Raw genomic sequence first — 24,758 nt, forward strand, 5'->3', positions numbered from 1 at the left:
AATGGGCGAGGGGAGCAGGAAGCCAACGGCAGCACTGACGTCCGGCTTGCACGCATCTTGTACGGGAGTACCATGTCGGCACATTTCGTCTCCCTACGCGCCCCATGCTTCAGACGTTTGCCATCCTGCTGGTCTTTCAGACCGTGGGCGAGGTGATCAGCTACGCGCTGCACCTGCCCGTGCCGGGTCCCGTGATCGGCATGCTCCTGCTGTTCGGCTGGCTGGTCTTCGACAACCGGTTGCTGCCCGTCGTCCAGAACTCCGCGAATGAACTGCTCAAGCACCTGTCGCTGCTGTTCGTGCCGGCCGGCGTCGGCATCATGGTGCACGCCAACCGAATCGGCAGCGAATGGCTCCCCATCGTCATCGCATTGGTGGTTTCCACCTGGGTGGCCATCGCGGTCACGGCGCTGGTCACGCGCGCGCTGATGCGCAAGCCTCCTGCCGACACTCCTGTCGACACGTCGGCGGACACGGGAGCACAGCCATGATGTCGCCACGCCTGAACGAAATCTGGGTCTACCTGGCAGCGAGTCCGCTGATCGGGCTCACCGCCACGTTGATCGCCTACGTGTTCGCGTTCCGCATCTACGAGCGCGCGCGTTTCTCGCCGCTGGCCAATCCGGTGATGATCTCGGTGGCGATCCTGGTGACCGTGCTGACCGTCACGGGTACGCCGTACAAGACCTACTTCGACGGCGCGCAGTTCGTGCACTTCCTGCTCGGCCCCGCGACGGTGGCGCTGGCCGTGCCGCTCTACACGCAATTGCCGAAGCTGCGCACCAACGTGTTCCCCCTGCTGTGTGGCCTGGTAGCCGGTTCGTTCGCGGCCGTCGTGTCGGCGGTGGGCATCGCCTACGCACTCGGCGCGACGCCTGACGTGATTCGATCGCTTGCGCCGAAATCGGTGACCATCCCGATTGCGATGGGGGTATCGGAAAAGATCGGTGGCCTGCCCTCGCTGACTGCGGTGCTGGTCATGGCAACCGGCATCATCGGCGCCGTCACCGCCACCGGCCTGCTTAACCTGCTGCGCGTGCGGGACTACACGGTGCGCGGCTTCGCCACGGGCGTGGCCGCGCACGGCATCGGCACGGCACGGGCATTCCAGGTCAGCCAGGAAGCCGGGGCCTTCTCGGCACTCGGGATGGGGCTGAATGGCGTACTGACGGCCATCATGGTGCCGGTGCTGGCGGCCTGGATGCCGCATTGACACCCCTGACACGCTCCTGACAGTACGCTGTCAGGAGCCCGCGCGCATGATCCGTTCTCCCAACTTCGTAACGAGGAGAGCCAAGATGTCCACCCCCAACACCACCCTGGTCAACTGGCTGGAAATCCCGGTGACCGACATGCAGCGCGCGGTCCAGTTCTATGAAGCCGTGTTCGAGCATCCGCTGCGCCGCGAGACAATGGGTAAAGTCGATATGGCCGTGTTCACCCACGGCGACGGATCGGGCGCGCTGGTCCAGGGCGACCAGTACCGCGCGAGCGCGTTCTATGGCCCGGTGCCGTACCTGAACGCCCCGCAACTTGACGACGTGCTGGCACGTGTCAGCCACGCCGGCGGCCATACGCTCGAAGGGCCGGTCAACCTGCCTGACAACCTTGGGCGCTACGCGCATATCAAGGACAGCGAGGGCAACCGGATCGGCCTGCACGAGCCGGGCACCCACTGACGAGGAAAGTGAGCACCCCGTGAGCCGACGCGCCGACCGCCTGTTCCAGATCGTCCAGGTCCTGCGAGGCCGCCGCCTGACCACGGCGGCGCTGCTGGCCCAGCGCCTGGGCGTTTCCGAACGCACTGTCTATCGGGATATCCAGGCGCTGTCGCTCTCGGGCGTGCCGGTTGAAGGCGAGGCCGGCATTGGCTACCGGCTGCGGCCCGACTACGACGTGCCGCCACTGATGTTCACGTCGATGGAAGTCGAGGCCATGGTGGCCGGGTTGCGGCTGCTCAAGGCCTGGGGCGGCGGCGCGCTGGCCGCCGCCGCCGATCCCTCGCTCGAAAAACTGATGGCCGCCCTACCGCCGCAACGGCGCGTGGCCGCGCAGCAGAGCCGCATTTTCGCGCCCGAGTACGTCAACCAGCCCGCCGTGCGCGAGGCTTTCGACATCGTGCATACGGCCATCGGCGCGCAACGCCTGCTGCGGATCGACTACAGCGACGCGCAGCAACGCGAAAGCGTGCGCGTGGTGCAACCACTGGGCCTGTTCTTCTGGGGTAATGTCTGGCTGCTGGCGGCGTGGTGCACGACGCGCTCCGACTACCGCAGCTTCCGGCTGGACCGCTGCCGCGCCCTGACGATGCTCGACGAGCATTTCCTCGAGACGTCAGAGCGTTCGCTCAACGGATTCCTCCGCACCATCCATTCCGACACGCAGGGATAGTCGGGCACGGAGCCCGCCGGCTTATCTCACGCCGGTTGTTCGGCGAGCAGCGACTCGATGTCTGCGCGGATTTCCTCGGGCTTGGTTGTGGACGCATAACGCTTGAAGACGGTACCGTCGCGGCGCAGCAGGAACTTGGTGAAATTCCACTTGATCGCCTGGGTACCGAGGAACCCCCGCTTCTCCGACGTCAGCCACTTGTAGAGCGGATGCGCGTCCGCGCCGTTCACGTCGATTTTCTCGAACATCGGGAACGTGACGTGAAATCGGGATTCGCAAAACGCGCCAATTTGTTCGGCGTCACCAGGCTCCTGCTTGCCAAACTGGTTGCAGGGAAAGCCAAGCACGTCGAAGCCGCGCGCCTGATAGGACGCCTGCAGCGTCTGCAGGCCCGCGTATTGCGGCGTGAAGCCACATTCGCTCGCGGTGTTGACGATCAGCAGCACCTTGCCGCGGTAGTCGGCCAGCGGCTGAGGCTGGCCGGACAGCGAATTGGCTTCGAACTGGTACACATTGCTCATCGTGGTCTCCTGCGGTGTATGGGGGCAGTACAGGCCGTGAGAATACCGCGTCCGCTCAGATCACGTTCAGGTGTTCGGTGCCGGCGCCGAGATCGTTGTCGCGATGGCGTTTGCTGTGGAGTTTGATCATCAGGCGCAGGTCGTTGAGCGAGTCAGCGTTCTTGAGCGCGTCTTCGTACGTGATCTTCTCCGTCTCGTAGAGTTCGAACAGCGCTTGGTCGAACGAGATCATGCCCTGCTCGCGCGACTTCTTGATGACTTCCTTGAGCTCGTGAATCTCGCCCTTGAAGATCAGGTCAGCCACTAGCGGCGTGCCGATCATGATCTCCACCGCCGGCACGCGGCCCTTGCGGCCGGCACGCGGCAGCAGGCGCTGCGAAATCATCGCCTTCAGGTTCAGCGACAGGTCGATCAGAAGCTGCTGGCGCTTTTCCTCTGGGAAGAAGTTGACGATACGGTCGATCGCCTGATTGGCGTTGTTCGCGTGCAGCGTGGCCAGGCAAAGGTGGCCCGTTTCCGCGTACTGCATCGCGTATTCCATCGTGTCGCGATCGCGGATTTCGCCGATCAGGATCACGTCCGGCGCCTGGCGCAGCGTGTTCTTGAGCGCGACGTGCCACGACTCGGTGTCGATCCCCACCTCGCGCTGCGTGACGATGCAGTTCTGATGCGCGTGGACGTATTCGATCGGGTCCTCGATCGTGATGATGTGGCCGTACGAATGCGCGTTGCGGTGGTCGAGCATGGCCGCCAGCGAGGTCGACTTGCCCGAGCCAGTGGCGCCGGTGACGATCACCAGACCGCGCTTGGACATCACGATCTCATGCAGCGTCGGCGGCAGGTCCAGGTCTTCGACCGATGGAATGCGGGTGTTGATGGTCCGCAGCACCATGCCCGCGCGGCCTTGCTGGATGAAGGCCGAGACACGGAAACGTCCGACGTCCGGCACGGCGATCGCGAAATTGCATTCGCGGGTGTCCTCGAACTCCTTGGTCTGGCGCTCGTTCATGATCGAGCACACCAGGGTAAGCGCGTGGGTCGGGTTCAACGGCTGCTGGGAAACCGGCGTGATCTTGCCGTCGACCTTGACGGCCGGAGGAAATTCCGCAGTGATGAACAGATCGGAGCCACGGTTCTTGACCATCAGCCCCAGCATTTCGTTGATGTACTTTGCAGCGGATTCGCGGTCGAGCATGGTCATTCCCTTCCCCCTTAACCCATGAAGGCGTCGGGATTTTTCGCAATCGCCCGCGCGTCGCTGTAGTTGATCATGCCCCGCTTGATCAGGTCGCTCAGGCACTGGTCCAGCGTCTGCATGCCCAGGCCGCTCGACGTCTGCATCATCGAGTACATCTGCGCGATCTTGTTTTCGCGGATCAGGTGGCGAATCGCAGGCGTGGCGATCATGATTTCATGTGCCGCCGTCCGACCGTTGCCGTCGCGTGTCTTGAGCAGCGTCTGCGAGATCACGGCCTCGAGCGACTCCGACAGCATGGTTCGCACCATGTCCTTTTCTTCCGGCGGGAACACGTCGACCACACGGTCAATCGTCTTGGCGGCCGAACTCGTGTGCAGCGTGGCGAAAACCAGGTGACCGGTTTCCGCGGCGGTCAGCGCCAGGCGGATCGTTTCCAGGTCACGCAATTCGCCCACCAGAACCACGTCCGGGTCCTCGCGCAGTGCCGAGCGCAGCGCGTTGGCGAACGAATGGGTGTGAGGGCCAAGCTCGCGCTGGTTGATCAGACTCTTCTTGGACTGATGCACGAATTCGATTGGATCCTCCACCGTGAGGATGTGACCCATGTCGTTGTCGTTGCGATGGTCGACCATCGCGGCGAGCGTGGTCGACTTGCCCGAGCCCGTGGGCCCGGTGACCAGCACCAGGCCACGCGGCTTCATGCACAGATCGGCGAACACGGCGGGCGCGCGCAGGTCCTCGAGCGTCAGGACCTTCGACGGAATTGTCCGGAACACCGCGGCCGCGCCGCGCTGGGTGGTATAGGCGTTGACCCGGAAACGGGACAGACCAGAGATCTCGAAGGAGAAATCGACCTCAAGGCGCTCTTCATAAGACTTGCGCTGAACGTCGCTCATGATGTCGTACACCATGGCGTGGACGTCCTTGTGCGTCATTGCCGCGACGTTGATGCGGCGCATATCCCCGTGAATACGCACCATCGGCGGCATGTCAGCCGAGAGGTGGAGATCGGATGCCTTGTTCTTGACCGCAAAAGCCAATAGCTGCGCGATGTCCATCTATAATGACCCCACCCTAAAAGACTGCTTTTTGTTGTACTTCTTTGGTATGTTCGCCGGATTATGTCTGTAATCGCCGCCAACTTGCAAGCCGTGAAGAATGACATCGCGGCGGCTGCACAACAAGCCAGCCGGGACCCTTCCGGGGTGACCCTGCTGGCCGTCTCCAAGACCGTCTCACCCGATCGCGTGCGCGAGGCCTTCGAGGCCGGACAGCCAGCGTTTGGCGAGAACTACGTGCAGGAAGGTCTGGACAAGATCGCCGCGCTGGGCGATCTGCGCAGCCGCATCGCGTGGCACTTCATCGGCCCGCTGCAAAGCAACAAGACCCGCCCCGTGGCCGAGCAGTTCGACTGGGTCCATGCCATCGACCGCCTGAAGATCGCGGAGCGGCTGTCAGCGCAGCGGCCGGCGGATCTGGCGCCCCTGCAGGTCTGCATTCAGGTCAATATCAGCAACGAAGACACCAAGAGTGGCGTGCTTCCCGAGGAAGTGCTGGCGCTGGCGCGCGCCGTGGCCGCATTGCCGAACCTGCGATTGCGCGGCCTGATGGCGATTCCCGCGCCGGCAGCGGACCTGGCCGCTCAGCGCGTGCCATTTGCCGCGCTGCGCCGGTTGCTCGAGGAACTGCGACAGTCCGGACTGGATGTGGATACGCTCTCGATGGGGATGTCCGCCGACATGCCCGCTGCCATCGCCGAGGGCGCCACGATGGTGCGGATCGGCACCGCGATATTCGGCGCGCGAGGCTGACGGCACCCGTCGCTTCACACCCTCCCCGCTCAACAGATTCATCAACGCCAGCCGACATGCGTCGTGCCGGCAGACAGGAACCATGATGCTCGACTCCCTTACTTTCGGCTTCCTCGGCGGCGGCAATATGGCCTCGGCCCTGATCGGTGGCCTGGTAGCCCGTGGCGTGCCAGCCAACGCGATTCGCGTGGTCGATCCGTTCGAAGACGCCCGCCAACGCCTGGCCACGACGCTTGGCGTACAGACACTGGCTGCACCGGACGCCGCGTTTGGCGCCAGCAACGTGATCGTGCTGGCGGTCAAGCCGCAGCAGTTCAAGGACGCCGTGGGCGCCCTGGCTCCACAGTTGAAGAACAGCCTGATCATCAGCGTGGCGGCTGGCATCCGGCTTCAGGACATGCAGCGCTGGCTGGGCACCAACCGCCTTGTCCGCGCGATGCCCAATACGCCCGCGCTGGCCGGCATGGGGATGACCGGACTGGCCGCCGCCCCGGGTCTGTCCGACGAAGACCGCGCCATCGCCAAGGCCGTGGCCGAGGCCGTCGGCCAGTGCGTGTGGGTCGAGGGCGACGACCAGATCGACGCCGTGACGGCGATTTCCGGCAGCGGCCCGGCCTACGTGTTCTATTTCGTCGAGGCGATGGAGCGTGCCGCCATCGAGATGGGTCTGTCCGCCGAGCAGGGTCGCAAGCTGGCCGTCGAAACGTTCCGCGGGGCCGCCGCGCTGGCAGCGGAGTCGTCCGAACCAGTATCGACGCTGCGTGAGCGTGTCACCTCGAAAGGCGGCACGACCTATGCCGCGCTGACCTCGATGGACGCCAGCGGCATCCAGGACGCCTTCGTTCGCGCCATGCTGGCCGCCGCCGCGCGGGGCCGCGAGATGGGAGCGGAGTTCGGGAAGGACTAAGAAAAAACCGGGGCCTGGCCCCGGTTTCTTACTTCAGCAGATACGCCACGAACGTCCCGGCGAACACGCAGGCACCCAGCCAGTTGTTGTGCCGGAAGGCCGCGAAACACTTCATGCGGTCGCGCTCGCGAATCAGCGTGTAGTGATAGCCCGCCATCCCCGCGGCTGCCACCAGGCCGGCATAGTACGGCCAGCCCAGTCCGAGCAGCGATCCTGCCCAGGCCATCAAACCCAGGAAGACGGCGTAGCAGATCATGATCGCGGCCACGTCGAACCGGCCAAACGTGATCGCCGACGTCTTCATGCCCAGCAGCAGGTCGTCATCGCGATCGACCATCGCGTATGCGGTGTCATAGGCAATCGCCCAGAACACATTGGCCAGCAGCATCAGCCAGGCCACGAACGGCACCTGATCCTGGATCGCCGCGAAGGCCATCGGGATGCCGAAGCCGAATGCGATACCCAGGTACGCTTGCGGGATCGCGAAAAACCGCTTGAAGAACGGATAGGTTCCCGCCAGGACGGCGGCCACCACGGCCAGCCATTTGGTCAGCGCATTCAACGGCAGAATCAGCGCCAGCGCGATCAGCGCCAGCACCGCCGCCACGGCCAGCGCTTCCCAGCTGGCAATCAGCCCGGCGGTCAGCGGCCGCTCCTTCGTGCGTTTCACGTGCTTGTCAAAATCGCGGTCGGCCCAATCGTTCATGGCGCAACCGGCCGAACGCATCAGGAACGTGCCAGCGAAGAAGATCCAGAACAGGGTCCATCCCGGCGGCCCGCCGGCGGCCATCCACATGGCCCAGAGCGTGGGCCATAGCAACAGCAGCGTGCCAATCGGCTTGTCGATGCGAACCAGGCGCGCGTATAGCGCCAGACGGCTCGGGTGGGCGGGGGCGGTGGAGGGATGGGACATGGCGGCGTACTTCTGGCAAGACTCAAACAAAAACGCGCCGCGGCCAGTTGGACCGTGACGCGTTGGCCCGGTTGCCGCAAGCGACGTGGCAACCGGTGACTGGCATGACGGGGATCAGGCCAGCAGCGAACGCAGCATCCACGCAGTCTTCTCGTGCGTCTGCATGCGCTGGGTCAGCAGGTCCGCCGACGGTTCGTCGCCAGCGGCATCGATCGCCGGGAACAGCGAGCGCGCGGTGCGCACCACAGCTTCCTGGCCTTCCACGAGCTTGCGGATCATCTCGGTGGCTTCGGGCACGCCCTCTTCCTCGGCGATCGAGGACAACTTGGCGTATTCCTTGTAGGTGCCCGGGGCCGGATAGCCCAATGCGCGGATACGCTCGGCGATTGCGTCCACGGCCAGCGCCAGCTCGTTGTACTGCGTCTCGAACATCAGATGCAGCGTGTTGAACATCGGACCCGTCACGTTCCAGTGGAAGTTGTGGGTCTTGAGGTAGAGGGTGTACGTATCTGCCAGCAGCTTGCAAAGGCCTTCCGCGATCTTCTTGCGGTCCTTGTCCGAGATACCGATGTTCACGCTCATCTCATTCTTCTTTGCCATGGTCGTTCAGCTCCATTTTGTTCAAGCCACGAGGATCGGCGCCCCAAAGTGACGCCGGCGGACAGTGGCCATTATCGCACCAGGACTACGCCACAAGGGAAGAAAGCCCCCTTGCGGCATCGAGGAACATCGCCATCGCGCCGAGCGCGACGATTGCCATGCCGATTTCCTTGCGTACCACCTTGCGGCGCAGGCGAGAGGCTTCACCACGGCCGGCGTCGCGCGCTTGCACGCGGAGTTGGCGAAAGCCTGATACGAAAAGATTGAGCATTGCCATGATGTCACTCCATAGTCCATCGCGTTTCTGGACGGGTTCCCGGAACCCGATGGAAGAAGTGTATTAGGCGACTATTGAATCGTCTATTCGATAAATTTCATATATCGAATAGACGATACCTATGCTTGCAGAAGGGATATGGCCCGGCGGTCAGGCCGGGATGGGATTCAGGCCGCGACGGCCTCGACCGTCTCCGTGTCGCCGAGCCTGCGCACGCCGGGCAGTTCGCACGCGGCCACCGCGTTGGCCAGCGCTTCCATGGCGGGAAGCCGCGTGAAGCTCTTGCGCCAGGCCAGCACCACGCGGCGGTCCGGCACGGGCTCGGCAAACGGCACGTAGGACAGCATGTCGTTGTGCGGCTTGAGGTCGGGCACCGAGGTGCGCGGCAGCACGGTGATACCAACACCGCTGGCCACCATATGACGGATGGTCTCGAGCGACGAACCTTCGAACGTCTTCTGGATGCCGTCGGCCGCCTGCGAGAAGCGCGACAGTTCCGGACACACGCTCAGCACGTGATCGCGGAAACAATGGCCGCTGCCGAGCAGCAGCATGGTCTGCTGCTTCAGTTCGTCCGGATCCACCTTGGTCTGCTGGGAAAGCTGGTGCCCGCGCGGCACGGCCACCACGAACGGCTCGTCATACAGCGGACGCACCGTCAGGCCGGAGTCCGGGAACGGCTCGGCCATGATCGCGCAGTCGATTTCGCCCTGCTTGAGCAGTTCGATCAGCTTGTTCGTGTAGTTCTCCTGCAGCATCAGCGGCATCTGCGGCACGGTCTCGATCATCTGCTTGACCAGTGCCGGCAGCAGGTACGGCCCGATCGTGTAGATCACGCCCAATCGCAGCGGCCCGGCCAGCGGGTCCTTGCCCTGCTTGGCGATCTCACGAATCGCCATGGTCTGCTCAAGCACACGCTGCGCCTGCGCGACGATCTGCTCGCCGATGGCCGTCACCGACACCTCGGAGGTGCCCCGCTCGAAGATCTGCACGGTCAGCTCGTCCTCCAGCTTCTTGATGGCGACCGACAGGGTCGGCTGCGACACGAAGCAGGCCTCGGCAGCCCGGCCGAAATGGCGCTCGCGCGCCACGGCGACGATGTACTTGAGTTCGGTGAGCGTCATGATCAATCAATTCCGGTTAGGCGATAGATTTTAGCTTCGATTCCCGTCCTTGTCAGATCGACAGGCAAAAGAAGCTGATTCGCCACTTTCAGACCTCTCCAATATGGCGAAGGCACGACATCAGGCCTTCAGGAAGTGCTCCCGGCCACCCAGCCAGCGCGACAGATGCGCCTCCACCGCTTCCGGGTACCGTTCCAACATCAGCTCGGCGGCCTCCTGGGCGTAATCGACGAGCCAGGCATCGGTTTCGAGGTCGGCGAATCGCAGCATCGCCTCGCCCGACTGCCGGGCACCCAGGAATTCACCGGGGCCGCGAATCTGCAGGTCGCGCCGTGCGATCTCGAAGCCGTCGGTGGTTTCGCGCATCGTCGCCAGCCGCTCGCGCGCTGTGGGCGACAGCGGCGCCTGGTACATCAGCAGGCAGACCGACTCGGCGCTTCCCCGCCCCACGCGCCCCCTTAACTGGTGGAGTTGCGCCAGCCCGAAACGTTCGGCGTGTTCGATCACCATCAGCGATGCATTGGGAACGTCGACGCCCACTTCGATCACGGTGGTGGCCACCAGCACCTGCAGCCGGTTGGCGGTGAAATCGTCCATCACGGCGGCCTTCTCGGCCGGTGGCAGCCGCCCGTGAACCAGCCCGACACGCAGATCGGGCAGCGCCGCAACCAGCGTTTCGTACGTCTCGACTGCCGTCTGGAGCTGCAGCGCCTCGCTTTCCTCGATCAGCGGACACACCCAGTAGACCTGGCGCCCTTCGGCGGCCGCATGGTGCACGCGCTCGATCACCTCGTCGCGGCGCGCGTCATTGACCAGCCGCGTGACGATTGGCGTGCGGCCGGGCGGCAATTCGTCGATCACCGACACATCGAGGTCGGCGTAGTAGGTCATCGCCAGCGTGCGCGGGATCGGCGTGGCCGACATCATGAGCTGGTGCGGCACCACTTTTTCCTCCGCCGGTCGCGCCGGCTCGCCCGGCTGGTCCGCTTCCCCGGCCTTGCCACGCAGCGCCAGCCGCTGGGCAACGCCGAAGCGATGCTGCTCGTCGACCACGGCCAGACCGAGCCGGGCGAACCGAACGGTGTCCTGGATCAGCGCATGGGTGCCGATCACGAGCTTCGCCTCGCCTGATTCGGCGCGCGCCACGGCCTCGCGCTTCTCCTTCGCCTTCAGACTGCCCGCCAACCAGACCACAGGCACGCCAAGCGGTTCGAGCCATGCGGACAACTTGCGGAAATGCTGCTCGGCCAGGATTTCGGTCGGCGCCATCAACGCGGCCTGATAGCCGGCGTCGATCGCCTGGCACGCGGCCAGCGCGGCGACGATCGTCTTGCCGCTGCCCACGTCGCCCTGTAGCAGACGATGCATGGGGTGCGGACGGGCCATGTCGGCGGCGATTTCCTCGACCACCCGCTGCTGCGCGCCCGTCAGGCGGAACGGCAGCGCGCCAAGGAAGCTGGTCAGCAAGCCACCCGCACGGCGCGGCATCGACGGCGCGTTCTTCTCCTTGCGCGCGGCCTGCGAGCGGCGCAGCGAAATCTGCTGCGCGAGCAGTTCATCGAACTTGATCCGCACCCACGCCGGATGCGAGCGATCGGCCAGCGCGGCCTCGCTTTCCTGCTGTGGCGGGTTGTGCAGCAGGCGCAGGCAATCGATCAGCGGCGGCAGCTTCAACTGCGCCAGCGGCCCGCGCAGCACCGCCTGGGGCAGGGTTTCCGGCATCGGCGTGCGCTGCATCGCCCCGCCGATGGCCTTGCGCAGGTAAGCCTGAGAAATCCCGGCGGTGGCCGGATAGACCGGCGTCAGGCGGTCCGGCAACGGCTCGCCCGGCGTCACCGCCCGCACGGTTGGATGGACCATCTCGGCGCCAAAGAAGCCGCCGCGAATCTCGCCGCGCACGCGCAGACGCGTGCCTTCGGCCATCTGCTTGGTCTGGCCGCCGTAGAAATTGAGGAAACGCAGCGTCAGTTCGCCGGTTTCATCGGCCACCTTGACCACAAGCTGGCGGCGCGGGCGGAACGTCACCTCGTTCGAGATCACTTCGCCTTCGATCTGCGCCGGCAGGCCAATACCCGCACGGTGGATCGCGTCGCGGATCGGCTCGAGCGTGGTTTCGTCCTCGTAGCGGAGCGGCAGGTGCAGCACGAGGTCGACACTGCGTCGCAGGCCGAGCTTGGCCAGCCGCGCTGCGGCCGTGGACGGCTTGGCATCGGCAGCCTTGGCGGATTTCCTGGCGGCGGAGGCGGGTTCGTCGATCGGTTCGGTGGCGGAGCCTGGCATCAGCGCGGGAATATGGGCGGCAACATGGGCAAGCAGGCGAAGCCTGGCGCCCAAGCCTTACAATGTCGGATTCGCCGATTTTACCCATGCCGTACCGATCACCGCGGTAGCACGCCCACAAAGCTTGCCGCCGTGCACGGTTTTGGCCGTTGTATCCAGCCATGTTGACCCTGTCCGATTTCGATTTTCCGCTGCCGCCCGAACTGATCGCGCAGTCCGCCCTGCCTGACCGCAGCGCCAGCCGTCTGCTGGTGGTGGAGCGGACCGCCCCCGAGGACACGTCCGAGGCGGTGCGGCTGGTCGACCGCGCCTTCAGCGACATCCTTGAATATCTGAATCCGGACGACCTGCTCGTGTTCAACGACACGCGCGTGATCAAGGCCCGTTTTTTCGGCCACAAGCCGAGCGGCGGCCGGATCGAAGTGCTGGTGGAACGGGTGGTCGATACCCACACGGTGCTGGCCCAGGTGCGCGCGTCGAAGACGCCTGTCGAGGGCAGCCTGCTGCACCTGGCGGATGACGCCTTCGCAGTGACCGTGGGCCCCCGCGTCGACCAGTTCTTCACACTGCGCTTTCCCGAGCCCGCGCTCGACCTGATCGAACGTTACGGCCGCCTGCCGCTGCCGCCGTACATCACCCACGACCCCGACGCCTACGACGAAACGCGCTACCAGACCGTCTACGCGCGCAACCCCGGCGCGGTGGCCGCGCCCACGGCCGGATTGCACTTCGACGACGCCCTGTTCGCCCGGCTGGACGCCGCCGGCATCCGCCGCGCCTTCCTGACGCTGCACGTTGGCGCGGGCACGTTCCAGCCCGTGCGTACCGAAAACCTGTCCGAGCACAAGATGCATTCGGAGTGGTATGCCATCTCGCCCGAACTGGCGGATGCCGTGCGCGAGACCCGCGCGCGTGGCGGACGCGTGATCGCCGTCGGCACCACGTCGCTGCGCGCGCTGGAATCGGCCGCCGCCGAAGATGGCACGCTGGAGGCGGGCAGCGGCGATACTGACATCTTCATCACGCCCGGCTACGCCTTCCGCATCGTCGACGCGCTGATCACCAACTTCCATCTGCCCAAGTCCACGCTGCTGATGCTGGTCTCCGCGCTGGCCGGCGTGGAGGCGATTCGCGACGCCTACCGTCATGCCGTGGACGCGCGCTACCGCTTCTTCAGCTACGGCGACGCCATGCTGCTCACCCGCCGCGACCGCCGCGCCTGACCGCCCCCGAGAACACACCATGCTCAATTTCGAACTGCTGACCACTGATGGCAACGCCCGCCGTGGCCGCGTCACGCTGAACCACGGCGTTGTGGAAACGCCGATCTTCATGCCCGTAGGCACCTACGGGTCGGTCAAGGCAATGTCGCCGCTCGAACTCAACGAGATCGGCGCGCAAATCATCCTCGGCAATACGTTCCACCTGTGGCTGCGCCCGGGGCTCGACGTCGTTGACACCCACGCCGGCCTGCACAAGTTCATCGGCTGGGACAAGCCGATCCTGACCGATTCGGGCGGTTTTCAGGTGTTTTCGCTGGGAGAACTGCGCAAGATCACCGAGGAAGGTGTCACGTTCGCATCGCCGGTCAATGGCGACAAGCTGTTCCTGTCGCCCGAGATCTCGATGCAGATCCAGCGCACGCTGAACTCAGACATCGTGATGCAATTCGACGAGTGCACGCCGTACGAGATCGACGGCCGTCCCGCCACGCACGACGAGGCCGCCCGCTCCATGCGGATGAGCCTGCGCTGGGCCAAGCGTTCGCGCGACGAGTTCGACCATCTGGCCAATCCCAACGCGCTGTTCGGCATCGTGCAGGGCGGCATGTTCGAGGACCTGCGCGACGAATCACTGGCGGGCCTGTCGGAACTGGACTTCCATGGTTACGCGATCGGCGGCCTGTCGGTTGGTGAGCCGAAGGAAGACATGATGCGGGTGCTGGAGCACGTTGGTCCCCGCTTGCCGGCGCACAAGCCGCACTATCTGATGGGCGTTGGCACGCCCGAGGACCTGGTGGCCGGCGTGGCGCACGGCGTCGACATGTTCGACTGCGTGATGCCGACCCGCAACGCCCGCAACGGCTGGCTGTTCACGCGCTTTGGTGACGTGAAGATCCGCAACGCGGCGCACCGCAACGACCCGCGCCCGCTGGACGAACAGTGCGGCTGCTACACCTGCCGTAACTTCTCCCGGGCCTACCTGCACCACCTGCACCGCGTGGGCGAAATCCTTGGCGCGCGCCTGAACACGATCCACAACCTCTATTACTACCTGGAACTGATGCGCGAGATGCGCACGGCCATCGAAGAGCACCGCTTCGAGGCATTCCGCCGCCAGTTCGCCGAAAATCGCGCGCGCGGCACACGCTGAGTGTCTCTCGGACCGGGCCGGCTGAGAACTTTCGGCGCGGCCAAGGTCGAATAGCTGGCCTGAAATCGGCCGCTTCGGGGTGGCTTTCCGCATCCTCCGCAAAGTACGCGGAACGCACCCCGAACAAACCCGCAATTCGCCCTAGAATGCCAAGGCGGGACAATGACCGGGTGATAGAATGCCCGATTCCCTGATTGAACTTTGTGACGGAGAAGTAACGTGTTTATCTCTAACGCTTTTGCCCAGACTGCTGGTATCGGCGGCGGCGCCGGTGGCCTGATGAGCTTTCTGCCGATCATCCTGATGTTCGCGGTGCTGTGGTTCATCATGATCCGCCCGCAGATGAAGCGCCAGAAGGAAACCAAGGCAATGATGGAAGCGCTGGCCAAGAACGACGAAGTCGTGACGGCGGGCGGCATCCTGGGCCGCGTCACCAAGGTCAACGAGAACTACGTGACCCTGGAAGTGGCCGAAGGTACGGAAATCACCGTGCAGAAGAATGCGGTGACCACTGTGCTGCCGAAGGGCTCGCTGAAGTCGCTCTGATCCGGCACGTTTTCCGCCTGAATCAGGCATGGACGTGGCGCACGACGCCTCCGACCATGCCCTGCGCAGCCGCCTGAATCCGCACAGGGGTCCCGTCCGGACCCTCCTACGGGTTGCCAGGCGGCTGTTTGCCAACCGGTCCGGCCGATCCGGCGCGCGATGCGCGCGATTATCGACCACGCCAACCGCAATGACTGGCCAACGATGAATCGTTATCCGATTTGGAAATACATCGTGATTCTGGTGGCTCTGGCCATCGGCATCACCTACACCATGCCGAACTTCTTCGGCGAGGCGCCCGCCGTCCAGGTATCGTCGGCCAAGGCCACGGTCAAGGTCGACCTGTCCATGCAGAAGCATGTCGAGGAGATCCTGGCGCAGAACCAGCTGCAGCCTGACGGGGTGTTCTTCGACGTGTCCGGCCAGTCCGGCTCGGTCAAGGCGCGCTTCCGCACCACTGACGAGCAGCTCAAGGCCAAGGACGTGCTGTCGCGCTCGCTGAACCCCGACGCGAACGATGCGACCTATGTCGTGGCGCTGAACCTGCTGTCCGGTTCGCCGCGCTGGCTGACCGCGCTGCACGCGCTGCCCATGTACCTGGGTCTGGATCTGCGCGGTGGCGTGCACTTCCTGCTACAGGTGGACATGAAGGGCGCCGTCGACAAGAAGCTCGACAGCCTGGCCGGCGATGCGCGCACGCTGCTGCGCGACAAGAACATCCGCCACGGCGGCATTGACCGTGACGGCGAGCGTCTGACCGTGCGCTTCAGCAATGGCGACGACGCGGAACGCGCGCGCGGCATCCTGGCCGACAACCTGCGCGAGCTGGCCTTCACGATGGACGGCACGAACATCGTCGGCACGTTCACGGAAGCCGCCCGCAAGACCGTGCAGGACGGCGCCGTCAAGCAGAACATCACCACCCTGCACAATCGTGTGAACGAACTTGGCGTGGCAGAGCCGGTGATCCAGCAGCAAGGCTCCGACCGCATTGTGGTGCAGCTGCCGGGCGTGCAGGACACCGCCAAGGCCAAGGACATCATCGGCCGTACCGCCACGCTCGAGGCGCGCCTGGCCGATCCGGATGTGCGCAACCCGCGCCCGGGTGACCCCGTGCCGTTCGGCGACGAGCTGTTCACGCAAGGCAACAGCGCCCCGGTGCTGCTGCGCAAGCAGGTGATCTTCACCGGCGACCGTATCGAAAGCGCCTCGGCCGGTTTCGACCAGAACCAGCGCCCGTCCGTCAACATCAAGCTCGACGCCCAAGGCGGCCGCATGCTGCGTGACGTGTCGCGGGAGAACATTGGCAAGCCGATGGGCATCGTCCTGTTCGAGAAGGGCAAGGGCGAAGTGCTGACTGTGGCGACGATCCAGTCCGAGCTTGGCTCGAGCTTCCAGATCACCGGTTCTTACTCGACCGAAGCCGCCAACGACCTGGCCCTGCTGCTGCGCGCCGGCTCGCTGGCCGCCCCGATGGAAATCATCGAGGAACGCACAATCGGCCCGTCGCTGGGCGCGGACAACATCCAGAAGGGCTTTGACTCGGTGGCCTACGGCTTCGCCGCGATCGCCGTCTTCATGGTGCTGTACTACATGCTGTTCGGCGTGTTCTCCGTGATCGCGCTGGGCGTGAACCTGCTGCTGCTGGTGGCGGTGCTGTCGATGCTGCAGGCCACGCTGACGCTGCCTGGCATCGCCGCTATCGCGCTGGTGCTCGGCATGGCCATCGACGCGAACGTGCTGATCAACGAGCGGATCCGCGAGGAACTGCGCGCGGGCGCATCGCCGCAGATGTCGATCGCCATCGGCTTCGAGCGTGCCTGGGCCACGATTCTCGACTCGAACGTGACCACGCTGATCGCTGGCCTGGCGCTGCTGGCCTTTGGCTCGGGCCCGGTGCGCGGCTTTGCCGTGGTGCACTGCCTGGGCATTCTGACCTCGATGTTCTCGGCGGTGTTCTTCAACCGCGGCCTGGTCAACCTTTGGTACGGCCGCAAGAAGAAGCTCCAGGGCTTGGCCATCGGTCAGATCTGGAAGCCGGACACCACCGACACCCCGGTCGCCAAGTAAGCCAGGACACATCAGGAACCCATCATGGAATTTTTCCGCATCAAGCGCGACATTCCGTTCATGAAGCACGCGTTGATCTTCAACGTGGTGTCCTTCCTGACGTTTGCCGCCGCTGTTTTCTTCCTCTGGCACAAGGGCCTGCACCTGTCGATCGAATTCACCGGCGGCACGGTGATGGAGGTCAACTACCAGCAGGCCGTCGATCTCGAGAAGGTCCGTGGCCAGGTCAGCAAGCTCGGCTACTCCGATGTGCAGGTGCAGAATTTCGGCACCTCGCGCGACGTGATGATCCGCCTGCCGCTGCAGAAGGGCCCGGACGGCAAGCAGGTGACCTCCGCGCAGCAGAGCGAGCAGGTCATGGGCGCGCTGACGGCGGCCTCGCCTGACGTCAAGCTGCAACGCGTGGAGTTCGTCGGCCCGCAGGTGGGCAAGGAACTGGCCACGGACGGCCTGCTGGCCCTGCTGTGCGTGGTGGCCGGTATCGTGATCTACCTGTCGTTCCGCTTCGAATGGAAGTTCGCGGTCGCCGGTATCATCGCCAACCTGCACGATGTGGTGATCATCCTGGGCTTCTTCGCCTTCTTCCAGTGGGAGTTCTCGCTCTCGGTGCTGGCGGCGATCCTGGCGGTGCTCGGCTACTCCGTGAACGAGTCGGTGGTGATTTTCGACCGGATCCGCGAAGCCTTCCGCAAGTACCGCAAGATGACTACGCATGAAGTCATCGACCACGCGATCACCAGCACGATGTCGCGGACCATCATCACCCACGGCTCGACCGAAATGATGGTGCTGTCGATGTTCTTCTTCGGCGGCCCGACGCTGCACTACTTCGCCCTGGCCCTGACTGTGGGTATTCTGTTCGGTATCTACTCGTCGGTGTTCGTGGCCGCGGCGCTGGCGATGTGGCTCGGCGTGAAGCGCGAAGACCTCGTCAAGGGCGACAAGAAAGGCGGCGACGTAACCGACCGCAACGACCCGAACTTCGGCGCGCAAGCTTGACGCGGCGCTCGGGTTGAACGAAAAAGGCACCTTCGGGTGCCTTTTTCGTTTGGCGAGGAGTCCGGGACTGCCATACCCGTCAGCACCCGTGGCAAAAAGCGCTGTGCGAGGGAACGAACTCGCCCGCAAACCCACCCTTGGCTGAATGACCGTCAAGCCAAATTGGACATTGCGTCAATCACCATTGTGATTGTTCTAATTATTTATGCGGGCAAGAATGTCCGATTAACCACAAGCAGATGATCGCCACGTCACGGCATACGTGAATGGCGGAGGCAGGAGACAAGCCATGCAGCAGACCATTGAACCATCCAAGGACACCGAACTGCCTCTCGACGGCGTGCGCGTGCTTGACCTGTCCCGCGTCTTCGCTGGCCCGCTGTGCGGGCAAGTCCTGGCCGACTTCGGTGCCGAGGTGGTCAAGGTGGAACATCCCGGCCGTGGCGATGACACCCGTGATTGGGGGATGCGCATTGGCAAGACGGAGACGACTTACTACAACAGCATGAACCGCAACAAGCGGTCCATCACGCTGGATCTGCAGAGCAAGGAAGGCGTGCAGATCGTCTACGAACTGCTGCCGAAGTTCGACGTCGTCATCCACAACTTCAAGACGGGCGGCGCCGAGAAGCTGGGCCTGGGCTACGAGCAGCTCAAGGCCATCAAGCCTGACCTCATCTACTGCGCCATTTCTGGATACGACACCAGCGGCCCGGAAGCGAAACGCCCCGGCTACGACCTCGTCATCCAGGGCGAGGCCGGCCTCATGGCGCTCAATGGCGAGGCCGATCAGCCGCCGTTGAAATTCGGCGTTGCGGTCGTCGACCTCATGACCGGCATGTATGCGGCACAAGCCGTACTGGCCGCCCTCTTCCGCCGCGAGCGAAAGGGCCTGGGCCAACTGATCGAGATGGCGCTGTACGACTGCGGCGTGATGGTGACGGGCTACTACGGCCTGGATGCCATGCTGCTGGGGCGCGACCCGGCACGCTACGGGAACGCCCATCCGTCCATCGTGCCCTACGGCATGTTCGAGGCTGCCGATGGTCCACTGATCATCGCGGTGGGAAACAACAACCAGTTCGACAAGTTCTGCCGCCAGGTCATCGAGCGCCCCGATATCGTCGAGGATCCACGCTACGCCACGAACGTCGAGCGCGCGAAGAACCGCGTCACCCTGACACCGCTGATCACGGGTCTGATCCATGCGTTTCCCCGCGACCTTCTGCTGGAACGCATGACCGCTTGCGGTATCCCGTGCGGCAGGGTGGCCGGGCTGCACGAGGCACTGACCAGCGAACGGACTCGCAGGGGTGGGCTGATGCGTGAGATGCCGCATCCGGTGGCAGGCACGACGCATGTATTTGCGCCGCCGTACCGTCTGGACGGAAAGCGCCCGCCGATTCGCAATGCACCGCCGACGCTTGGCGAGGGCACGCGCGCGGTATTGCAGAGTCTTCTGGATATGAGTGACGCGCAACTGCAAGAACTGCAGGCGCTCGGCGTTCTCACACTGCCCGAGGCACCTGCCAACTCCTGAGTCTTCTCCGCCCGCCGGCATGGTCCGCGCAGGACCGCCCGGCGAAGGGGACAGGCATTGGAAGCCGTTTCAAGACGATTGTGGCGTCGTTGCGGGGCCTTGCCAGAGCTGCTTCGCGTCATCGCGAAACAGCGTGTTGGAGAAAGACATTCGATGACCGCGCCGGCTCGCGCGGCATCGATTCAGGCCCCCTCCCCCCGCGTTTGCGGAGAGGGAGCCACTACGCTCACGTACGCTTAGGCTTCCGTCAACTGCTCGATCCACACGGCCAGCCGGTCCTTGGCGAACGACTCAGTCCGCGTTGTCGCGCGTGCCGTGATCGCGTCGCCTTCGCGCTGCAGTTGCAGCGCCCCACCAGCCTCTTCCAGCCACAGCAGCGCCGCCAGCCATGCCGCGTGCTCGTCGGATACAGCATCGGCCACGGGTCTTGCCACGAACTCACCGAGCGCGTCCGGCGCGGCCCACGTGACGACATCGCCGTCGCGGCGTACCGCTGCACCCAGCACTTCCGCCAGCACCGCCGTCGCGTCACCAGCGCCACGACCAGCCAGTCGCGCGCGGAACTCTGCCAGCTTCGTGCCAACCGCATGGCCGTACACGCCGCAGCGCTGGCTTTCCGCGCCGACCAGATCCGCATAGTCCAGACGCTGCCAGTCGGGCTCGGCATTGCGCGCACCCGCCAGCGACGTGCCAGCCAGATAGGTCTCCACCGGCTGGAATCGCCCCGGGCCGATCAGGCTGGCGCAGATCGCGTGGACCATGCCAACGCGCGTGGCCACGGTCTGCTTCTGCAGCACCATGAGCTTTTCACGCACCAGTTGATCACGCTCCCTGCGCAGACCAGACAACTCCAGCGCCTGCTTCATCTCCATGCGCAGCGCGGTAATGTCCCACGGCTTCTTGATGTAGCGATGGATCTGGCCCTGGTTCACGGCCTCGACGGTCTGGTCGAGTTCCGAGTACGCCGTGGTCAGAATCCGTACGATATGCGGATAGCGCTCGCGCGCGTAACGCAGCAACTCGTTGCCATATTCGCCCGGCATGCGTTGGTCGGACACCAGCACGGCCAGGCTGTCGCCATGGGCGTCGAGCAGCGCCTTGCCTTCTTCAACGGATCCCCCGGTCACCACCGGGGCAAGCTGGCCAATGGCGCGCTGGAAATACTTGACGGCCGTGGCCTCGTCATCGACGAACAGAATTGCCGGGGGTGCCTGCGTGGTATTCGGTTCGCTCATCGATCACTCCTGTTCATACGATTCTTCATATTGGGGAAATCGAGGGTTACGGTGGTGCCTGCGCCCGAAGCCGAAGCGATCCGGATGCCGCCACCAAAAGATTGCATGACGCGGTTACAGAAGATCATGCCCATCCCGCTGCCGCCCGCCGAGGCGTGCGTGGTGACGGGGTCGACGAGCAGACGATCCATCACCTCCGGCGGAATGCCGGGCCCGTTGTCCGCGATGCGGATTTCCGGCCGATCTCCAGCCACCACGACAAAGCGCAGCGACGGGTTGTCCACATCGGCCAGCGCGCGCAGCGCATTGCTCATCACCGACGACAGCACCAGCGCCACGCAGTTCGGCAGCGTCGGCACGGGAAAATCGTCGTGCAACTCGACTTGCACCCAGTTACGTTGGTTATCGGCAAACGGATAGCTATCCAGCAGGGATGCCACCAATGCCCCCGCACTGACGTCATTGCCCGGACCCGGCTTCGGCTTGGCACCGCCCGCGCTGCTGCGCACGGACTGCAGGAACGACGACAGCACTGCAAGGCAGTACTGGGCGTTGTCATGCATGGCACCGGCCGCGCGGCCGATCTCGGCATTACGCTGCTGGTTGTACTCGCCAGCCACGCGCGCCTCGATCCCGCGTGCGAAGTTGGCAATCGCCGCCAGCGGCGTATTCAGTTCATGGGCCAGAAAGGCCAGCGTCTCGTCGATCGCCATCAGCCTTTGCTGACGCACCGCGCGTTCGCGATAACGCTCTCCGGCCAGGCGCAGCACCTCGCGCACATCGGTCACGGTGATCGGCTTCTCGAGAATCTTGAAGACTTCGCCGCTATTGACGGTCTCGAGCAGCATGTCCTTGTCGGCATAGGCCGTGACCAGTATCCGCACGATCTGCGGATACTCCAGCGCCACCTGTCGCAGCAGGTCGCCACCATCGCGGCCCGGCATCCGATAGTCGGTGACCAGCACCGAGATCTTCGCTTGATGCTCCTGCAGGATGGCTATCGCCTCATCCGCGCCGGTGGCGGAAAGTACTTCGTGTTCGCTGCCGGCCGCGCGCGCGAAATACTTGCACGCCATCTCCTCGTCATCGACGTAGAGAATGGTCGCGCGCGGCTGGCTCGTATCGGTCGTCACGGCTTACTCCGCACGCGGCAGGTCGAAGCTGAAGGCGGCCCACTGGCCCACTTCGCTCTCGGCATACAGCACGCCGCCATGACGTTCGATCACGGCGTAGCTGATCGACAGGCCAAGACCCAGGCCCTGGCCCACTTCCCGCGTGGTGAAGAACGGCTCGAACACGCGGGCGAGATGCTCCTGCGCGATGCCAGGACCGTTGTCGCGCACGGTCACGCGCAGGCGTTTGTCCTCCCACCGCACCGTCGTATGGATCGCCGGATTCTGCGTACCCGCCTTGCGCATCGCCAGCGCGGCGTTCGAGAACAGGTTGATCAGCACGCCGATGATCGCGGCCTCGTCGCCAAGGACGAGGGTGTCGTCTGGCATCTCGCGCGTCATCTTGACCCCACGCAGTTCGTGCGCAGTCAGCCGTTGCGACGAATCAAGTGCCTTCTCGAACAGGAACGGGGTGCCTTCCACCTCGGCGCCCGGCTTGCGGTAGGCGAATGTCTTGAGGTCGGAGACGATATGCTGGATGCGCTGCATACCCTGTTTGGCATCGACCAGACACTCCTGGATGCCCGGTTCGGACTTCGCGGCCGGTTCCTCCATGGCCACTTCGATCGCCATCAGGCAGAAGTTGACCGGATTGTTCACCTCGTGCAGCAGGCCCGCCGCCAACGTGCCGATGGCCGCCATCTTCTCCTGCTGAAGCATCTGGCCCTTGATGTCGACCAGCTTGCGATTGATGACCTCGAGCTCCGCGTTCTTGTCCGCCACCTCGGCCTTCAAGCGGAACAGCATGAAGCGCGCGCGTTCATTGAAGAACGTGTACACGCCACTCGCTGCCGCGGCAAACAGCAGGAACAGCGAATTGACGATGAACGTCCCCACGGGCTCGATGCCGCCCGGGTGCAGCAGGCACGCGGCGGCATAAAGCACATACGACAGGACGCCGAACACCAGGTTTTGCCACAGCCCAAACGGCAAGGCGATGCCCGAGGCGAAGATCGCGAGATTCAGCCCGACGTAGTACGGCGATTCGACGCCTTCGGTCTGCGAGATCATCCAGGCGATCATGATCTGCGGCAGCAGCAGCCACGTCATGGTGAGCCACGGCGCGAAGCGGCGGCCAGCCTGGCTGTAGAGCGCGACCACCACGCCTGCGATCAGCAGCGAAACGACGATGCGCGCCGCAGCGAATGGCACTTGCCACTGCGGATACTGGCCGTAGTCGAGCCCAACCCCGAGCAGCACCAGCACGATAGCCGTGTACGCGCCGCCCCGGCTGAATGCCAGGCGGAAATCGGCCAGTTCGGACTGGTATCCGGCGTATAGCTTGTTCGAACTCATCGCCTTCGCCGGTTGGGCGGCCGAATCCTCAACGGATAGCGGCTTCGGCGAAGACATTGACGCCGGTTTCATCGACATAGAGTCGGTGGGCATGCGAGTTCTCCGGCAACAGCGAGGCCATACCGGCCTCGTCGCGATAGATCAGGTACCACTCCAGCAGATGCTCCATCCCGAACTTCTCGGGGTTGTCGGAGTGGACGTTGGTAACGAGCAGATGACCGCCCGGCCTCGTGCGCGAGGCGAAGTACGACAGCAGGCGCGAGCAGACCTTGTCGGAGAGATAGTCGAACAGACCGGCGCAATACACGGCGTCGAATTCGCGCACGCTCGGGTCGTCCGCGGTGATGCGACGCTTGAGCAGGTCGTGCACGGACTGGTGCACCATCTCGACCGATACCTTGTGCCCGGCCGACGCGGCGGACCGTTCGATCGAACCCCGCGTGTACTCGAGCGTCTCCGCGCTGAAGTCCACGAGCTGGAACGACAGCAGCTCCGGATTCGCATACTCCCGTACGAAGCGCTGGATCTCGAACGCGGGGCCGCAGCCGACGTTGAGCACGCGGAACGGGCGGCCCTCGGCACGTGCGCGTTCGGCCTGGCGCGTCAGGAAATCGACCAGCAGGTCGATTCGGTTGCGGTGCGCGGTGGCCACGGCCGCCTTCAGGAACGCCGTGTTGACGATCTGGAAGTAAGTGGTGGGCCCCTGCTGCGGATCACTGAGGATCTGGTTCACCATTTCATAGTCGCCGGCATAACCGAGCGGCTTGGTGAACGTACGATAGACGAACGGCGCGCGCAGCAGCAGCGGGTGCAGCGCGGCCTGCGCATAGGTGCGGTGGACCGGCGCCAGTTCGGGATCGACGCGTTGCGCCTCGTCCTCGAGCCAGTCCAGATAGACCTTCACCTTGCCCATCAGCGGCGTGGCCAGTTCGTAGAACACGTCCTCGCGCAGGCGTCCTTCCCGCTTCGGCAGCGACTCGGTCAGGTCCACCTGCTCGACCCATCGGGAGACTTCCGAGAGATACGCGCGCATCTCGTTGACCACGATCTGGTAGTCGCGCCGGATATTGAAACGTGTGTCCCAATCCTGCACGAACAGCTCGGCCTCGCGCGCCACCGATTTGGGCGCATCGTTGACGTCGGTGAGCTCGCGCCACTCGTCGATCAGCGTCAGGGACACCACCGCGGTCAGGCCGGTATTCACCAGACTCATGACCACGGCCTTGCCCAGGTACGCATTTTTCGCGCCCATGCGCACGCTCAGTTCGCTCAATACCTCGCTGACCTGAACGATGGAATAAGGATTGTAGATTTCCATCACCAGCGACTTGCGCTGGAGATTGATGATCGTGCCTCGCACCTGCTCGCCCTGCGAGTTGCGGAAGCTAACTACCGGATCGATTTGGGTTTTGGAGTACACGGTATCGCGCCAGGGGAAATCCGAAAAACGCTGCGCACCGTGGCGCCAATGGGCACCGGCCGGGTACAGCTCAGGCAAGGGGCCT

The 24,758-nt window shown here is 64.3% G+C and carries 24 protein-coding genes; 12 read left to right on the forward strand and 12 right to left on the reverse strand.

All coding sequences use genetic code 11. The features are described 5' to 3' along the window. The first annotated feature begins 104 nt into the window (after positions 1-104). The 4 genes from RMET_RS14685 (at position 105) to RMET_RS14700 (ending at position 2,391) form a co-directional block, all read left to right on the forward strand. Positions 105-491, forward strand: a complete 387-nt coding sequence (locus RMET_RS14685) for a CidA/LrgA family protein (protein WP_008641946.1) — start codon at positions 105-107, stop codon at positions 489-491. Further along, on the forward strand, positions 488-1,213 hold the full coding sequence (locus RMET_RS14690) for an LrgB family protein (protein WP_008641945.1): 726 nt from the start codon (positions 488-490) through the stop codon (positions 1,211-1,213). The genes RMET_RS14685 and RMET_RS14690 overlap by 4 nt, the downstream gene beginning before the upstream one ends. 85 nt (positions 1,214-1,298) lie before the next feature. Continuing rightward, entirely contained in the window at positions 1,299-1,679 is a 381-nt protein-coding gene (locus tag RMET_RS14695; protein ID WP_017514351.1) for a VOC family protein, read from the forward strand. A gap of 19 nt (positions 1,680-1,698) precedes the next feature. Beyond that, complete coding sequence (locus tag RMET_RS14700; RefSeq protein ID WP_011517476.1) at positions 1,699-2,391, forward strand: helix-turn-helix transcriptional regulator; 693 nt, start codon at positions 1,699-1,701, stop codon at positions 2,389-2,391. Positions 2,392-2,417: 26 nt separating this feature from the next. Here RMET_RS14700 and RMET_RS14705 read toward each other — a convergent pair whose 3' ends face one another. Genes RMET_RS14705 through RMET_RS14715 form a run of 3 tightly spaced genes read right to left on the reverse strand, consistent with a single transcriptional unit; the run spans position 2,418 to position 5,168 of the window. After that, positions 2,418-2,912 carry a glutathione peroxidase gene (locus RMET_RS14705; protein WP_008641942.1) on the reverse strand — a complete coding sequence of 165 codons (495 nt, stop codon included), beginning with the start codon at positions 2,910-2,912 and terminating at the stop codon, positions 2,418-2,420. A 55-nt stretch (positions 2,913-2,967) separates the two neighbouring features. Continuing rightward, positions 2,968-4,107, reverse strand: a complete 1,140-nt coding sequence (locus RMET_RS14710; protein WP_029307174.1) for a PilT/PilU family type 4a pilus ATPase — start codon at positions 4,105-4,107, stop codon at positions 2,968-2,970. A gap of 17 nt (positions 4,108-4,124) precedes the next feature. Continuing rightward, positions 4,125-5,168 carry a type IV pilus twitching motility protein PilT gene (locus RMET_RS14715; RefSeq protein ID WP_008641940.1) on the reverse strand — a complete coding sequence of 348 codons (1,044 nt, stop codon included), beginning with the start codon at positions 5,166-5,168 and terminating at the stop codon, positions 4,125-4,127. Between the two features lie 63 nt (positions 5,169-5,231). Between RMET_RS14715 and RMET_RS14720 the strand changes: the two genes are divergently transcribed. Further along, positions 5,232-5,921: a YggS family pyridoxal phosphate-dependent enzyme gene (locus RMET_RS14720; RefSeq protein WP_011517478.1), complete on the forward strand. Its 690-nt coding sequence runs from the start codon at positions 5,232-5,234 to the stop codon at positions 5,919-5,921. Between the two features lie 85 nt (positions 5,922-6,006). Then, positions 6,007-6,828: a pyrroline-5-carboxylate reductase gene (proC, locus tag RMET_RS14725; protein ID WP_011517479.1), complete on the forward strand. Its 822-nt coding sequence runs from the start codon at positions 6,007-6,009 to the stop codon at positions 6,826-6,828. A gap of 28 nt (positions 6,829-6,856) precedes the next feature. Here the strand turns inward: proC and ubiA are convergent, their stop codons facing one another. The 5 genes from ubiA to recG form a co-directional block, all read right to left on the reverse strand. Continuing rightward, positions 6,857-7,741 carry a 4-hydroxybenzoate octaprenyltransferase gene (gene ubiA, locus RMET_RS14730; RefSeq protein WP_011517480.1) on the reverse strand — a complete coding sequence of 295 codons (885 nt, stop codon included), beginning with the start codon at positions 7,739-7,741 and terminating at the stop codon, positions 6,857-6,859. Between the two features lie 114 nt (positions 7,742-7,855). Further along, a complete protein-coding gene (locus RMET_RS14735; protein WP_008641932.1) occupies positions 7,856-8,341 on the reverse strand; it encodes a Dps family protein in 486 nt (161 codons plus the stop codon). Positions 8,342-8,426: 85 nt separating this feature from the next. Continuing rightward, entirely contained in the window at positions 8,427-8,618 is a 192-nt protein-coding gene (locus tag RMET_RS14740) for a hypothetical protein (RefSeq protein ID WP_029307173.1), read from the reverse strand. 167 nt (positions 8,619-8,785) lie between these two features. Beyond that, entirely contained in the window at positions 8,786-9,742 is a 957-nt protein-coding gene (locus RMET_RS14745) for a LysR substrate-binding domain-containing protein (protein ID WP_011517481.1), read from the reverse strand. Between the two features lie 120 nt (positions 9,743-9,862). Beyond that, a complete protein-coding gene (gene recG / locus RMET_RS14750; RefSeq protein ID WP_029307172.1) occupies positions 9,863-12,022 on the reverse strand; it encodes an ATP-dependent DNA helicase RecG in 2,160 nt (719 codons plus the stop codon). Between the two features lie 161 nt (positions 12,023-12,183). Here recG and queA point away from each other — a divergent pair, with 161 nt between their 5' ends. From queA to RMET_RS14780, 6 genes are all read left to right on the forward strand, one after another. After that, positions 12,184-13,245: a tRNA preQ1(34) S-adenosylmethionine ribosyltransferase-isomerase QueA gene (queA, locus tag RMET_RS14755; RefSeq protein ID WP_011517483.1), complete on the forward strand. Its 1,062-nt coding sequence runs from the start codon at positions 12,184-12,186 to the stop codon at positions 13,243-13,245. Positions 13,246-13,264: 19 nt separating this feature from the next. Further along, positions 13,265-14,395 carry a tRNA guanosine(34) transglycosylase Tgt gene (gene tgt / locus RMET_RS14760; protein ID WP_008641921.1) on the forward strand — a complete coding sequence of 377 codons (1,131 nt, stop codon included), beginning with the start codon at positions 13,265-13,267 and terminating at the stop codon, positions 14,393-14,395. Between the two features lie 219 nt (positions 14,396-14,614). Beyond that, positions 14,615-14,941, forward strand: coding sequence for a preprotein translocase subunit YajC (gene yajC, locus RMET_RS14765; RefSeq protein ID WP_011517484.1), 327 nt, complete (start codon positions 14,615-14,617; stop codon positions 14,939-14,941). Positions 14,942-15,145: 204 nt separating this feature from the next. Continuing rightward, positions 15,146-17,011: a protein translocase subunit SecD gene (gene secD / locus RMET_RS14770; protein ID WP_029310041.1), complete on the forward strand. Its 1,866-nt coding sequence runs from the start codon at positions 15,146-15,148 to the stop codon at positions 17,009-17,011. Between the two features lie 24 nt (positions 17,012-17,035). Then, a complete protein-coding gene (gene secF / locus RMET_RS14775) occupies positions 17,036-18,010 on the forward strand; it encodes a protein translocase subunit SecF (protein WP_011517487.1) in 975 nt (324 codons plus the stop codon). 289 nt (positions 18,011-18,299) lie between these two features. Beyond that, the gene (locus tag RMET_RS14780) at positions 18,300-19,550 is read left to right on the forward strand and encodes a CaiB/BaiF CoA transferase family protein (protein WP_011517488.1); all 1,251 of its coding nucleotides are present in this window, start codon (positions 18,300-18,302) and stop codon (positions 19,548-19,550) included. A 236-nt stretch (positions 19,551-19,786) separates the two neighbouring features. On the opposite strand, the gene RMET_RS14785 is transcribed toward RMET_RS14780, so the two are convergent. The 4 genes from RMET_RS14785 to RMET_RS14800 are packed head-to-tail and all read right to left on the reverse strand — an operon-like array spanning position 19,787 to position 24,673. Beyond that, complete coding sequence (locus tag RMET_RS14785; RefSeq protein ID WP_011517489.1) at positions 19,787-20,785, reverse strand: response regulator; 999 nt, start codon at positions 20,783-20,785, stop codon at positions 19,787-19,789. Continuing rightward, the gene (locus RMET_RS14790; protein WP_011517490.1) at positions 20,782-21,918 is read right to left on the reverse strand and encodes a hybrid sensor histidine kinase/response regulator; all 1,137 of its coding nucleotides are present in this window, start codon (positions 21,916-21,918) and stop codon (positions 20,782-20,784) included. The genes RMET_RS14785 and RMET_RS14790 overlap by 4 nt, the downstream gene beginning before the upstream one ends. Positions 21,919-21,921: 3 nt before the next feature. Continuing rightward, entirely contained in the window at positions 21,922-23,253 is a 1,332-nt protein-coding gene (locus tag RMET_RS14795) for a sensor histidine kinase (RefSeq protein WP_029307170.1), read from the reverse strand. A gap of 28 nt (positions 23,254-23,281) precedes the next feature. Continuing rightward, positions 23,282-24,673 (reverse strand): class I SAM-dependent methyltransferase, encoded by a 1,392-nt coding sequence (locus RMET_RS14800; RefSeq protein WP_008641906.1) that lies wholly within the window; start codon positions 24,671-24,673, stop codon positions 23,282-23,284. Between the last annotated feature and the right edge of the window lie 85 nt (positions 24,674-24,758).

Origin of the sequence: Cupriavidus metallidurans CH34 (assembly GCF_000196015.1) — a bacterium.
GTDB lineage: Bacteria > Pseudomonadota > Gammaproteobacteria > Burkholderiales > Burkholderiaceae > Cupriavidus > Cupriavidus metallidurans.

Bases quoted from the DNA above. Each gene is read 5' to 3' on its own strand.
- RMET_RS14780 (WP_011517488.1), top strand. From the start codon at position 18,300: ATGCAGCAGACCATTGAACCATCCAAGGACACCGAACTGCCTCTCGAC.
- RMET_RS14720 (WP_011517478.1), top strand. From the start codon at position 5,232: ATGTCTGTAATCGCCGCCAACTTGCAAGCCGTGAAGAATGACATCGCG.
- RMET_RS14745 (WP_011517481.1), bottom strand. From the start codon at position 9,742: ATGACGCTCACCGAACTCAAGTACATCGTCGCCGTGGCGCGCGAGCGC.
- recG (WP_029307172.1), bottom strand. From the start codon at position 12,022: ATGCCAGGCTCCGCCACCGAACCGATCGACGAACCCGCCTCCGCCGCC.
- RMET_RS14735 (WP_008641932.1), bottom strand. From the start codon at position 8,341: ATGGCAAAGAAGAATGAGATGAGCGTGAACATCGGTATCTCGGACAAG.
- RMET_RS14685 (WP_008641946.1), top strand. From the start codon at position 105: ATGCTTCAGACGTTTGCCATCCTGCTGGTCTTTCAGACCGTGGGCGAG.
- tgt (WP_008641921.1), top strand. From the start codon at position 13,265: ATGCTCAATTTCGAACTGCTGACCACTGATGGCAACGCCCGCCGTGGC.
- queA (WP_011517483.1), top strand. From the start codon at position 12,184: ATGTTGACCCTGTCCGATTTCGATTTTCCGCTGCCGCCCGAACTGATC.
- RMET_RS14695 (WP_017514351.1), top strand. From the start codon at position 1,299: ATGTCCACCCCCAACACCACCCTGGTCAACTGGCTGGAAATCCCGGTG.
- RMET_RS14785 (WP_011517489.1), bottom strand. From the start codon at position 20,785: ATGAGCGAACCGAATACCACGCAGGCACCCCCGGCAATTCTGTTCGTC.
- RMET_RS14740 (WP_029307173.1), bottom strand. From the start codon at position 8,618: ATGGCAATGCTCAATCTTTTCGTATCAGGCTTTCGCCAACTCCGCGTG.
- proC (WP_011517479.1), top strand. From the start codon at position 6,007: ATGCTCGACTCCCTTACTTTCGGCTTCCTCGGCGGCGGCAATATGGCC.
- RMET_RS14690 (WP_008641945.1), top strand. From the start codon at position 488: ATGATGTCGCCACGCCTGAACGAAATCTGGGTCTACCTGGCAGCGAGT.
- RMET_RS14710 (WP_029307174.1), bottom strand. From the start codon at position 4,107: ATGCTCGACCGCGAATCCGCTGCAAAGTACATCAACGAAATGCTGGGG.
- ubiA (WP_011517480.1), bottom strand. From the start codon at position 7,741: ATGTCCCATCCCTCCACCGCCCCCGCCCACCCGAGCCGTCTGGCGCTA.
- RMET_RS14795 (WP_029307170.1), bottom strand. From the start codon at position 23,253: ATGAGTTCGAACAAGCTATACGCCGGATACCAGTCCGAACTGGCCGAT.
- secD (WP_029310041.1), top strand. From the start codon at position 15,146: ATGAATCGTTATCCGATTTGGAAATACATCGTGATTCTGGTGGCTCTG.
- RMET_RS14705 (WP_008641942.1), bottom strand. From the start codon at position 2,912: ATGAGCAATGTGTACCAGTTCGAAGCCAATTCGCTGTCCGGCCAGCCT.
- secF (WP_011517487.1), top strand. From the start codon at position 17,036: ATGGAATTTTTCCGCATCAAGCGCGACATTCCGTTCATGAAGCACGCG.
- RMET_RS14715 (WP_008641940.1), bottom strand. From the start codon at position 5,168: ATGGACATCGCGCAGCTATTGGCTTTTGCGGTCAAGAACAAGGCATCC.